Annotated in this window: 12 protein-coding genes; 3 read left to right on the top strand and 9 right to left on the bottom strand. The window is 40.6% G+C overall.

Translation table 11 applies throughout. The features are described from left to right. Positions 1-92 precede the first annotated feature (92 nt). Both A4S05_RS30015 and rpaB read right to left on the bottom strand, forming a co-directional pair. Entirely contained in the window at positions 93-731 is a 639-nt protein-coding gene (locus A4S05_RS30015; protein WP_069073425.1) for a cofactor assembly of complex C subunit B, read from the bottom strand. 177 nt (positions 732-908) lie between these two features. Then, positions 909-1,637 carry a response regulator transcription factor RpaB gene (gene rpaB, locus A4S05_RS30020; protein ID WP_012412029.1) on the bottom strand — a complete coding sequence of 243 codons (729 nt, stop codon included), beginning with the start codon at positions 1,635-1,637 and terminating at the stop codon, positions 909-911. 170 nt (positions 1,638-1,807) lie between these two features. Here rpaB and radA point away from each other — a divergent pair, with 170 nt between their 5' ends. Together radA and A4S05_RS30030 are read left to right on the top strand one after the other, a co-directional pair. Further along, positions 1,808-3,334: a DNA repair protein RadA gene (radA, locus tag A4S05_RS30025; protein WP_069073426.1), complete on the top strand. Its 1,527-nt coding sequence runs from the start codon at positions 1,808-1,810 to the stop codon at positions 3,332-3,334. Positions 3,335-3,406: 72 nt separating this feature from the next. Further along, entirely contained in the window at positions 3,407-4,111 is a 705-nt protein-coding gene (locus tag A4S05_RS30030; protein WP_176727150.1) for a Uma2 family endonuclease, read from the top strand. 478 nt (positions 4,112-4,589) lie between these two features. Here the strand turns inward: A4S05_RS30030 and A4S05_RS42175 are convergent, their stop codons facing one another. The 7 genes from A4S05_RS42175 to A4S05_RS30060 form a co-directional block, all read right to left on the bottom strand. Next, entirely contained in the window at positions 4,590-4,742 is a 153-nt protein-coding gene (locus A4S05_RS42175) for a hypothetical protein (RefSeq protein WP_176727151.1), read from the bottom strand. Positions 4,743-5,252: 510 nt separating this feature from the next. Next, complete coding sequence (locus tag A4S05_RS30035) at positions 5,253-5,465, bottom strand: hypothetical protein (protein WP_069073428.1); 213 nt, start codon at positions 5,463-5,465, stop codon at positions 5,253-5,255. Positions 5,466-5,930: 465 nt separating this feature from the next. Beyond that, positions 5,931-6,248 (bottom strand): hypothetical protein, encoded by a 318-nt coding sequence (locus A4S05_RS30040; RefSeq protein ID WP_069073429.1) that lies wholly within the window; start codon positions 6,246-6,248, stop codon positions 5,931-5,933. Between the two features lie 30 nt (positions 6,249-6,278). Next, a complete protein-coding gene (locus A4S05_RS30045) occupies positions 6,279-8,447 on the bottom strand; it encodes a peptidase domain-containing ABC transporter (RefSeq protein ID WP_069073430.1) in 2,169 nt (722 codons plus the stop codon). A gap of 50 nt (positions 8,448-8,497) precedes the next feature. Then, the gene (locus A4S05_RS30050; RefSeq protein ID WP_069073431.1) at positions 8,498-10,006 is read right to left on the bottom strand and encodes a beta-barrel domain-containing protein; all 1,509 of its coding nucleotides are present in this window, start codon (positions 10,004-10,006) and stop codon (positions 8,498-8,500) included. A 1,169-nt stretch (positions 10,007-11,175) separates the two neighbouring features. Next, positions 11,176-11,454 carry a CTB family bacteriocin gene (locus A4S05_RS30055; RefSeq protein ID WP_069073432.1) on the bottom strand — a complete coding sequence of 93 codons (279 nt, stop codon included), beginning with the start codon at positions 11,452-11,454 and terminating at the stop codon, positions 11,176-11,178. Between the two features lie 287 nt (positions 11,455-11,741). After that, positions 11,742-12,356 (bottom strand): diacylglycerol/polyprenol kinase family protein, encoded by a 615-nt coding sequence (locus tag A4S05_RS30060; protein WP_370684499.1) that lies wholly within the window; start codon positions 12,354-12,356, stop codon positions 11,742-11,744. Between the two features lie 148 nt (positions 12,357-12,504). Between A4S05_RS30060 and yidD the strand changes: the two genes are divergently transcribed. Then, complete coding sequence (gene yidD, locus A4S05_RS30065; RefSeq protein ID WP_069073434.1) at positions 12,505-12,759, top strand: membrane protein insertion efficiency factor YidD; 255 nt, start codon at positions 12,505-12,507, stop codon at positions 12,757-12,759. Positions 12,760-12,779: the final 20 nt, after the last annotated feature.

Genomic DNA, 12,779 nt, shown 5'->3' on the forward strand with positions numbered 1-12,779 from the left:
CTTTATAAATCTGTGGTTTATGTCTCCTCTTCTTAGTAAGGAGAGGGGCTGGAGATGAGGTTTCGATGTGTACTTTATGTTTCTGGGAATGACTATAAAGTTGAGCTAAGAGAAACGGCTAATTTATCAGCAATTCCCGCAATCCAGTTTTCATCTTGTTTGGTGTAACTACGAGGAGCATTCGCTGCCAAAATTAGCGCACCTTGGTTGCCAATAGGTTGACAAATTACACCTTGAGTATTTTCTGGTAAATAATCAAATTCAAACCTACCTGGATATATTTTTAGAGCGACTAGATAAATCGGTTTTTGTTTTTCGAGTACCTGTTTTAAGATTACTCCTGGTACAACTTCAGATTTAGTACCTAGAATACCGCGACGCAACAAAACTTTACCTTGATAAAAAACCACAAGCGATCGCGTCACTGTATTAGTTAACAATAAATGAGATGCCCACGCTAGCTCTGTTTTCACTGTATCTGGTAAATCTGCTGCTAATACAAAACCTTCTTCTCCAATTAGTTCTACAGTATCAGGCGATCGCGGCTGAACTTGCTGCCAAATTAAACCCGTCAAAATTAACACCGCACTCAAAATCACGCCCACCACATCACCACGCGATTGAGACTGGGTTAATTCTGGTGTCAATAAACGGTTAATCAATAAAAGTACAGCGCCTAACCCACCCACGACAATGGGTAGACGCCGCAAAACTCGATTGTCATTTGTCATTTGTCATTTGTCATTGGGCATTGGGCATGGGTAAGAAGGGTAAAGGGGAATGGGTAAGGGGGAAAGGGTTTATTTCTTCATCCTTTACCCTTTACCCTTTAACCTTTTCCCCTCTCTTGTTGCTTCCCCTGCTCCCCCTGCTCCCCTGCTTCCCCTCCTGCCCCCTGCCTCATCTCCTCACTCCTCTCCTGGTTCAATAATCCGCTGGAAAAGATAACCAGTTCCCCGCGCTGTAAGAATCAATTCCGGGTTGCTAGGATCATCTTCTAACTTTGCCCGCAAACGGGATATATGCACATCTACTACGCGGGTATCCACATGACGTTCTGGTGTATAACCCCAAACTTCCTGCAAAATTTCCGAACGAGAAAAAGCTTCTCCAGAGCGACTGACTAACAACTCTAACAAGCTGAACTCCATACCCGTCAATCGAATTCGCTCATCGCCTTTGTAGACTTGTCGCTTATTTGTATCGATTTTAATATTAGCGACATGGATTACCCCAGAACTGGGAATGCCAGAAGCACCGTTTTTATCTACTCGCCGCAGCACTGAGCGAATTCGGGCTTCTAGCTCCTTGGGGGAAAATGGTTTAACTACGTAGTCATCAGCACCCAATTCTAGCCCGGTGATCCGATCGGCTACATCACCCAAGGCTGTTAGCATAATAATGGGGACATCTGATTCTTTTCGTAATTCTTGACATACACCATAGCCATCTAGCTTTGGCATCATTACATCTAAAACTACCAAGTCTGGCTCAGTTTTGCGAAAAGTTTCCAAAGCTTCTTCCCCATCGCCAGCCGTCACTACATCGTAGCCAATCATGGAAAGACGCGTTTCCAAAATCCGGCGAATGCTGGCTTCGTCGTCTACCACCAAGATTTTTTCTTTATGGCTTTCCAAGTTTTTCAACGCTCCTTGACTAAAAATTTACATGATTAATTTTTAATACCATATTATTAAGATATCATTCCATCAATTGATTTGGAAAAAGCTCCAAATACTACTATTATTGGTTTTTAGTTTTTTTCAAGAATTAAGTAAATATTAAGATTATTTAATAAGATTTAAGAATGGCAAAGCCAAAAACCTTTTTCACTTGTAATGAATGTGGAGCAGAATCGCCCCAGTGGTTTGGTAAGTGTCCAGCTTGCGGTACTTACAACTCTCTAGAAGAACAAATTTCTATTCAATCCTCAGTAGATGTACCCAGTCGGGGGGGAGTAAGCAGTTGGCAATCCGCTCAAGGCAATGGCAAATCTCATAATAAACCAGCTAAAGCGCGAGCCTCTTTAACATTCGATCAAATTACGGATCGCCAAATTGCCCGCTGGGAGTCTGGTTATGGAGAATTAGATCGGGTGCTTGGGGGTGGGGTTGTCCCCGGCTCTATGGTGCTGATTGGTGGTGATCCGGGTATTGGTAAATCCACTTTATTGCTGCAAGTCTCTAATCAATTAGCACAGAAATATCGTATCCTTTACGTAACTGGTGAAGAATCTGGACAGCAGGTAAAATTACGAGCTTCCCGTTTAGGAGTATCAAAAACTCTAAGTTTGGTTAATGAGGAGAAAGCTGAAGTAGTAGTAGATCCTACACTTCCCATAGACCCTGACAGTATAGGTGCAGATTTATATGTATTACCGGAAACAGATTTAGAAGAAATTTTACGAGAAATAGACTCTCTGAAGCCAAACGTGGCAGTGATTGATAGTATTCAAACGGTGTTCTTTCCAGCGCTGACTTCTGCACCAGGTTCGGTGGCTCAGGTACGGGAATGTACAGCAGCATTGATGAAGGTGGCGAAGCATGAAGATGTCACCATGCTCATTGTGGGGCACGTTACCAAAGAAGGAGCGATCGCTGGGCCAAAAGTTTTAGAACATTTAGTAGATACAGTATTGTATTTTGAAGGCGATCGCTTTGCCTCTCATCGGTTATTACGCACAGTTAAAAACCGCTTCGGTGCAACTCACGAAATCGGTATTTTTGAAATGGTTACAGATGGATTGCGGGAAGTCTCCAATCCCTCAGAGCTATTTTTAGGCAACCGTGACGATCCTGCTCCCGGTACTGCCATTGTCGTTGCTTGTGAAGGCACTCGCCCCATCGTTGTGGAATTGCAAGCTTTGGTTAGTCCCACCAGTTACCCTTCCCCTCGTCGTGCTGCCACTGGTATAGATTACAACCGTCTGGTGCAAATTCTCGCCGTCTTAGAAAAACGGGTGGGAATTCCCATGTCCAAGTTAGATTCCTACGTTGCTTCTGCGGGTGGGTTAAATGTGGAAGAACCGGCGGTAGATTTGGGAATTGCGATCGCAATCGTTGCCAGTTTCCGCGATCGCATCGTCGATCCCGGTACAGTATTAATCGGTGAAGTTGGGTTAGGTGGACAAGTGCGATCGGTTTCCCAAATGGAACTGCGATTGAAAGAAGCTGCTAAGTTGGGATTTAAACGAGCGATCGTGCCCAAAGGGACAAAATTTCCCGACTTGAATATTGAGATATTACCAGTATCTAAAGTGATAGATGCAATTATCGCCGCAATCCCGCATCAAGAACTGACAGCAGAGGATTTAGAACCCGATGAAGATGAGTAAGGATAACGGGGAGATGAGGGAGAATAACTCCTAACTCAACAGCCCCTTTTGCACACCAAAGGAAAACCCACGATGACAACCCTCACCCAAGACTACCAAATAACTTGGGAAAAACTACCCGATGATTACAAACTCCCAGACGATCCAGTGGACAACATCAACCAACCAGCCTTGGCTGCTGCACTTACAGAAAGCCTACAATTAGACGGAAAAATTTCAGCTAACGCCCTAGCAACAACTAATTACGGTATTTGTGCCACTATAAACAACAAAATAGTCATTAAAGCCCCTGATTGGGCTTTCATTGCCAAAATTAATGTTAGTAGAGAAGAAGTAATACGCAGTTACACACCTCAACTACAGGGTGACATTCCCGTAATTGTGATGGAATTTGTTTCCGATACACAGGAGACAGAGTATTCTATCAAAGCAACATATCCCCCAGGAAAATGGTTTTTCTACGAGCGCATTTTAAAAGTACCAAACTACATCATCTTTGAGCCAGATAGCGGCAGTTTAGAGATGTATCGCTTACAAAACGAACAGTACATTTTGCAAGAGTCTGATCAAAACCAACGCTACTGGATAGCAGAAATGAATCTTTACCTTGGGGTATGGCAAGGGACTCGTGAAAATCGTACAGGAAAGTGGTTAAGGTGGTGGGATGAACAAGGAAACTTTTTACCTTGGGGAACAGAATTAGCCGAACAAGAACGCCAACGTGCTGAACGACTAGCAGCACAATTGCGGGCGGCGGGAATTGAACCAGAAGATTAGACTTACTGTAAATAATTTAGGTTTGCTAGATTAGCGAAAAATTTGCTAAATCTAGCATTTTTGTAGAAAGATGAAATTTTAAATAATACCAATTAACGCTAAAAATTGAGATTATTTTTGTTAACTAGGGCTTGCTAATACTACCAAAGGTAAGGCTAATTTATTCCTGTTAAAATTTGAAACCTATTAATAATAATTTTCAAGTTTGTAAGCTAACTCAAAATTTTGCATAACAGATCATATTGACAATTGATTCTTCTGCTGAAATAATTTAAAGAGAAAATAGATGCTAAAAATAGCATCTATTTTTCTTAAGATTAGTCCTTAATTTCAATGCATTAATAGAATTTGGGAGACGGCTTAAACTCTCTCATAACTTGATTTATCCTGAGCGAGTTATGTTATTTTTGCACTCTCCCAATTAATTGGGAAGTTGAAATCAAGACATTATACAGTCTTTAGGCTTTGCTAATTTAGATCAGAAGAAGAGGCGTCTATAGAAACGAGGTCTATAGAAGCGATGCCTACGCAATGGCACTATGTAAAAACCATATCTTCCCCCAGATAAAAGTTCCTGTTCTTCTATGGATAACTCTACAAGTAAATCGGGTGTGATGATTTGATTTGACATGATTGTTTGCCTCACTTTTGGATATAGGTTTTACACACCTGTCTATAAACAATTTAGGTGAGTAACACTTATGCTTTTACTTCTACATATTTTTTTTAAAAGATTCAACTATCCAAAAGTTATAAATTAATAAACTATATTTCTCTAGCAATTCTATTTGATTTATGAGAATTACAAATCAGATATCCCTAATTTATTAAACAAGCGGGATATATTATTGAGTGCGTAATGATTAATTATGGCTATTGTTAAAAATAGGTAGGCATCCATGATGACACAATATCTTCATGGATGCAAAATCACGGCTAAAGCCTTGTCTTGAGTTTTCCCGGAAAAATTACTCGTCAAGTAGTCAAAACTACTTGCAGAAAGGTAAACACTAATCCTAGCAGTTTCCTTGCTTGTCTTCGGTCTGCTAATTTAGCGCCTTAACAAAACATAAGAGACTGCCAAACTATCTCAAAATCTGATTGATATTGAGCAAGTTATATGAGTCTTATTCTGGACTCATTACTCAACACCTTTTCCGTTTTCTCCATTGCTTTCATCCTTGGACTCAGGAAGTCCTCTAACAATGCCGAAAAGTTGAACAGGATACCTCTTTTCACCGTATCTTAAAACGCCTCTAGTTCTAATAAAGCCATTTTCCCCTCCAGATAGAAGCTGTTGTTCTTCTGTGGATAAGTCCACAAGCAAATCAGATTTCATGGTTCGAATCGACATAATTGATTACCTCACTTACTAATGTATAGATATTACAAACTATGTGTACAACATATATTTTGTAATATCTATACTTTTATTTATAGCGAGAGCAAATAAAGATTAAACTATCCTAAAGTTAGAAATATAAAATACAAATCTATAGCTTTTGATTTATATTTTACCCTATCCTAGGTTGAATGATTTTTAATAAATAAACTACAATTTTTATGGCTTTTGTTATGTAAAAAATATTACTGATTTATAATCTTTTCAAAGGATTATTATTTTTAGAGTATTCTTTGCTTAATACTTTTGTTTTAGACTACAAAGCTTTATTTTAAGCTATTTATTTATCTGAAGAAATATGTATATATGGCAATAATGAATAATTATAATCAACAAAATTCCCGACTTGTTGAGAAGCCGGGGATCTGAGGTTTACAATTAGTCCAAACTCAAGATTTTAAATTCAAAAAGCTACAATTATGAGAATAGGCCATTTAAAATTTTACTTATAAAGTTCTGCCATCTATTTCCCTCTGGGCTAAAAATTGGCAACCCAAGTTTGATAGAAGCACCTATGGTAATCTGTGAAAAATTATATCTGGTGTTTTGTGAAGAGACATCACCACCTCCCAGATTTAATGTGCTGTCTGCCGTGCTTTGAATATTAGTTTTCTGGAAGAAAAAATTCCCTTCACTTGGGTAATTTATACTTTGTCCAGCAGTTAGGCTTTCTTGTTCTTCTTCAGATAGATACCTAAATAACTCAGGATTGTTAAAATTAGAATTTTCAGACATAGTGTTATCTCCTCGCACTGAGCAAAATTTTCATAGTGATATAAACTTTAAATGCTCTCCTTGTTGAGATAAAAAAGTCTCTAAAGTCCCTTGTAGTTTCACCTCACCTTTCTCTAGTAGCACGATCCAATCAGCGCGATTGATGACGCTGGGACGATGGGTAATCAAAATTGTGGTTTTGTCTTTTCGATATTCCAACAGTCGATCTAGCACGTGGGATTCGCTTACCGGATCCAGTCCGGCAGTTGCTTCGTCTAAAATCAGTACAGGTGGATTGGTAAGGATGCCCCTAGCGATCGCTAATCGTTGTCTTTGTCCACCAGAAAGATTTGCCCCAAATTCCCCTAAAACAGTTTGATATTGATTGGGTAGTTGACTGATAAAGCCGTCTGCATCAGCAATTTGACAGGCTTTGACAATTTCCTCAAAGGAAATATAAGGCGTTCCTAAGCGGAAATTATCTAAAATCGAACGACTCCAAAAGTGAGGTTCCTGGGGGACATAAATTACTTGTTGTCGTAGGCAATCAAGGGAAAGGTCTTGGATGTTAAAAAAACCAATGCGGATATTACCAGAATTCGGTTGATATAAACCTGCTATCAATTTTGCCAAAGTACTTTTACCACAACCTGACTCACCAATCAAAGCAATCACTTTCCCTCCAGGTAACTTGAGAGAAAAATTTTCGATTAAATCAACTCTGCCAGCGTGGTGAAATTGGAGATGGGAACAACGAATATCTGCATTTTCAGAGATTTGTGCAGTCGGCTTTTGACCACTCCCAACTACTTCTGGTGTAGCATCAATAACTTCCAAAAGGCGAGAGATTGCTGTTTGGGAGTGAATATATTCATCCATTAAACCAACTAACGAGTTAATTAAAGCCAGGACGTTAACCTGTAAAATATTAAAAGCTAGCATTTGACCTATGCTTAATTCACCTTGAATTACCAGAATGCTCCCTAGCCCAAGTATGATGATGCCGCCAATGCTGGAAATGAGTCTCGCAACAGTACCGTTAATAATTCCAATTTGGATAGTACTGTAAGTGAGATTGGCTAGGCGACCAAAACGACTTTGAAGTTCATCCCAGAATTGGGGAGCGGCGTTTGTGGTTTTGACTACCTGCGCTCCCTTAAAGGTTTCTACTAAAACGCCTTGATTTTCTGACCCCAAGACCAAGAGACTGCGGGTCTTTTGCTGGAGGATGGGCAAGAAAGGCAGAGTAGATAGAGTCATTAAAAAGATAATGAAGATGACTACTAGTGTCAACCGCCAGCTATAAAACAGCATGAAGCTGAAAGAAACTACTGCAATGAAAAATTGACTTGGTAAAAGAACTACAATCTGTGATACCAATTGGTTGATTTCGTTGATATCTCGCAGTCGGCTGATGATTTCGCCACTGCGACGGGCTTCGTAGTAATTCAAAGGCAATTGGAGAATTTTTCGTCCAAACTCCAAGACTAGCCCTAATTGTAGCCGTTGACCAAAATGAGCAATCATGATGGATTGCAATGCTTGCAGACCACTGCTGAATAAGCTCATGACGATAACAGCCAGAACCACAACAGTTAGTAACTGGGTATCACCGCGCACAAGAACATCATCTGTCAGCAGTTGGATGAGAATTGGGCTACTGAGAGCGAGCACACCCAGGACAATATTGATCATCAAAACTTGACTCAGCAATCCCCGATAAGGCAAGATCCGCATTAAAAAGCGCCCCAAGCCAGCTTTTGCTTTTTCTTTGGGCTGCTTAAAAAAGCGATCTGGATCTGGCTCTAGTAAGAGCATGACGCCATTCCAGGCTGCTGTTAATTCTTCTCGATTGATATAACGGATACCTACACCTGGATCGGCAACAACATATTTTTTACCCCGTTTGTCGTATAAAACAACCCAGTGGTGGCCCTGCCAATGAATAATTGCTGGTAAGTTTATTTCTGTGATTCTGTCTACGATCGCAGGCGAAGCTTTAACTGCTCTAGCATTGAAACCCAAATTCTCAGATCCACGTTTTAGACCCAGCAAAGTTGTTCCTAGCTGTCCAGTTCCTACCGCTTCTCGGCTGCGATTGATGCTTAAAAAATGCCCGTAATGTTTGGAAATTGAAGCTAGACAAGCTGCTCCACAGTCTTCTTCACTCAACTGGGAAACACACTGATAATTTTTACGGAATTTAAATAGATCAAACATATTTACCGACCTTTAAAATTGGTACACAAAGTCAGCAGAGCAATTTTGAATTAAAAATCTGTAATTAATCGCGCTTTTCTGAGAATGAAATGAAGTACCGTTTCTTGGCGGGAAATAATATCTGCTCTACCTTCCATCCCCGACTTTAGATGACACTGGCGATCGCCTCTACCCAAATATGGTTTGTGCGGTTGAATAGTTACCTGATAAGCGAGTACCTGCGCCACATTCTGATCTACGTTGTTTTTTAAAGCTGGTAGAGCATCAGGTGCAACTGTTTCGACGGTTCCTTGGAGAGTTCCATAGTCTGGATAGGGACAAGCAGAAACTTGCATTTGGACTTTTTGACCCGCTTTTACCTTGTCAATATCTTGAGCCTGCACGCGAGTTTTAATTAACAAAGGAGCTTTGAGGGGAGCAATCTGAGCGATCGCTTCACTGGGTTGCACTACCTGTCCTGGGTTGCGAAGATGCAATTGCAGCAGGGTTCCGGCGATTGGCGATCGAATTACACTCTTATTTAGATCGGTTTTTACTTGTTGTAGTTCTTGACCACTGCGATCGCGTTGCTTTTGCAATTCAAGGCGCTGCTGTAAAAGAGTCTCTCTTTCTTTGTTCAAAGCGGCTAAGGTCGCCTCACCTTTTGCTTGTTCCTGCTTAATCCGTTCAGATGCCACTGTTACAACAGCATTACTAGGATTGATCGCGGTTCTAGCTTTTTCTAAGTCCGTTTGTGCAACCTTAAAAGCGTATTCTTTTTCCTCCATGAGATTTTTAGCGTTAGCTTTAGCTTCTTCTAGCTTCGCCTCAGCAGACTTAACCGCTTGTTCTTTTTCCTCAAACAGATTACGAGGAACTGCTCCCGATGCTACTATCGGCTGCAATCGCTCTCTTTGTAGCCGAGTTAATTTCAAAGCTGCTTCCGCCTCTTGAACCGTTGCTGTTAAGACTTTTTCTTGCAGCAATCGCTCTTTTTGCACCTTAGTTAAGGTCAAGGCTGATTCTGCTTTTGTCATATCAGCTGTAGCTTTAATTTGCTGATCTTGATAGTTGCGTTGAATACCACCTAACTCAGCTTGTGCAGCCATAATTGTGCGGTTAATTAAGTTTGTCTGAGCCGCAATCTGGACATTCATCTCACCGAGTTGAGCATCAATTTGATTTAGTTGTAATTGACTCTGATGAATACTGCTTTCTAATTGATTTTTTTGGGTCTGGAGTTGAGAATCATCAATGTAAGCAATAGCTTGTCCTTTAGTTACCACCTGATTTTCTTGAACATCTATCTTTTGAATGATTCCATTCATCGCAGACTGAACAATTCGCTGTTCTCCAACAGGTCGAATACTTGCAGGGACTTTAACTGTGACGTTGTAATTCAGAACTGATGTCATGCTCACACCTGCCACAAAAATAGTTAGCAGAATTCCTCCTCCAAAGTTTGTCCATTTCCCGATATGGGGAAGAAACTCGTTAACTTCAACTAAATGAAGCTGGTCTGGATTAGGTTCATTAAACCTATTCCAAGAAGAGTCCTCCCGTGTGCGTAAGGATTTCACGGCATTGCACCTTTTGTTGTCAATGGATACATGAAAAATCAGGTGATCTAAAAATCAAGCCTGTTGCGTTGACACAAAGGCGTTGATAAATCAATACAGTTCAGAATGAGCAACAAAACACTTGTAGAGACGGCGATTCATCGCGTCTTCAAAGACAAATTATCTACACCAGTAACCTTAACCCAAGCGTATTGGTTGATAAATCCCTCTAAATAAGGTGTTTACGGCTTCCCCGCTAAAAATACTTTGCTAAAAAGTGAAACGGTAACAGATGTTGCTAACAGTGACAAACATCATGCTTTACAATGTTCTATAATCGAAAAAGGGGGAAGAGAAAGGTATGCGCGACGCGCCAGAATCACCTTCCTCAAATTTCTAACGTGTGTAACGCGTTAAAAAAAATGTAGGAGAACGCTCAAACTCCCTCAAAGTCCTCACTTACGTTGAGCGAGTCATAATAGTCTCCTTCATCCCCCTTTTATTCCCAAAAATGCGACAATTTGGTGTGGCATTATTCTTACCCTCACTAGCACAATCCTAATTAAAAATCACCATTACAGAAATTGATTGGTGGATGTAGTTTTGCGGAAAGTCTTGATTTTAGATATTTGGGTTATATAGACATCACATCTGTAGACAGGAGATTTCTGAAATCTGCGATCACTTCTACAAATCAATGAGAAGAAACCTTGAGTGGCGAAATTGTTCAACACCACCCAAATCGCACAGTCAAGTTTGCTATTTGACTCAATAAATCAACATTCTTAACTATTTCAAAACCCATACTCGCCATTCCCCGCCGAAATTTATTGGTGAAGCGCTCTTAAGTGACAACTTTTGCAGGTTATTTGTAGGAATGGTTAAAGAATAGAAACGACGGGTAAACCTGTAATTTCCCTAGTGGAAACAGATCCACCCAAATTAACGTGATTCTTTGATGTGACATGATTGTTAGCCTCACTGACGCACCTCTTTGATAAAAAGATTCCAGAGGCTAACTCGCTGATATAGTGTTCCCTAAGGCATTTAACCAGATAATTAGGCTGTACAAAAGGGAAAATCATAGAAAAGCTCTGGAATCTAGGGCTGTTTCCAGCACCCAAAAAGGGGAAACCTTAAGCACCCATATTACTCAGCACTATCACGATAGCGGAGTTTGCGGTACCGTTCTAACCACGAACTGGTGATGCACCCAAGGCTCCAACTCCTCTAGGAAGATTTCCACCTAAGCCCAAGAAGTCTCGTGCAGCTGTATTGACAGCACTATTAATGCCTATTGAGGTGGCACTGCTACCGCGGGGGCCGGAAGTGGTTCTTCCAATTAAAGCACTCCGTCTGTTACCAAAATTGCTGCCGCTTAACCCAAAATCGGCACCACCGACTAGCATCTGTTGTTGCTCATCAGATAAGTCATTGAGCAACTCAGATGTAATTATTTGATGTGACATGATTGTTAGCCTCACTTACGAAATTAGGTGTGTGACCACCTAAGACCCAACTATAGGCATTGTTTGTCAGGATTTCATAAACCTGGAGACATAAAACAAAATTGCATTTTTGTTTCTCAAGATAGATATAAAATCTTGTATTTGTTTTAGATATATCAATGCGCTAGAGCAGGTATGGTCAATATTTGGTGTTTTTGAAGGTATTTACAGTAAATGAACATATATTCACATATTTTGGATACCTACAACCACAAGCTGTACATGATGGTATGGGTCAATCTGACTTTTCACATCATGAATAACTGACTTAAAAAGTACGCAAGGGCTGCACTACCTAAAGGAACTGTCAAATTGTCAATACCCAAAAATGAAACAGCTTCTAAAGCTGTAGCCATAACTGCTACAAAAAGTGATACAACCCAAGTTTGCCAACTGTTTCCTTGAGTTCCAACTAAAATCAAACTACTGACGAGATAGCTCACAAGCATCATAGTCATGGAACCTTCCCAACTTTTTACTGTCCCAAAAACTTTATACTTATGTGTACCAAAACGCTGCCCAATTAAGGCTGCTAGTCCATCTCCCCAAGTCATAATCAAAATTCCTAGTGCTGCATACTGGGGTTGTTGCAAGTACCAGAACCAAGCGACTAAAATACCGAAACTGACAGCGTAAAAAAATGTCCCTAAACTTTGGCGTCCAACGCTATTAATACCAGGAAGAATGGGCAATCGGTAGGATAATAAGGTGATTGCACTCGCTAAGATTGAAGCTGTAATCCCGACGCTAGCGGGAATATTGAGCCACCAAGCGATTAAAATCACATTACCAGTGCCAATATGAACTATCTTCCGCACGATTTCTGGCTTGTCGGCAAAGCGGTTTACCACCCCTGCAATCATGAGGATGAGTAACACCCAAATTGCAGCCAACGCAATTTGCAGCCATAAAACCGGAATTGAGGTGAAATCAGAAAATGTAATTAACAAAGATGCGACAAGATGGAAATTTTTACCTCTATAACTAATTTATAAGATTTAGGTAACTGTAATGAAACTATTATTAATTTGGCCGATTCGGGGCTACCGAATGTTTATCTCGCCATTGTTTCCTCCGAGTTGTCGCTTTCAACCAACTTGTTCGATGTATGCTATTGAAGCTATTGAACGATTTGGAGTATTGCGTGGTAGCTGGATGGCAACCCTGCGGATTTTGCGCTGTCATCCGTTTCATCCAGGTGGTTACGATCCAGTACCAGAGGTGGTGGAGGGGCTGAGAGAGGAGCAGAGGGGCGGGGGAGAATAATTAAAGGAAGTGTCGCTGGG

It is taken from the genome of Nostoc sp. KVJ20 (assembly GCF_001712795.1).
GTDB lineage: Bacteria > Cyanobacteriota > Cyanobacteriia > Cyanobacteriales > Nostocaceae > Nostoc.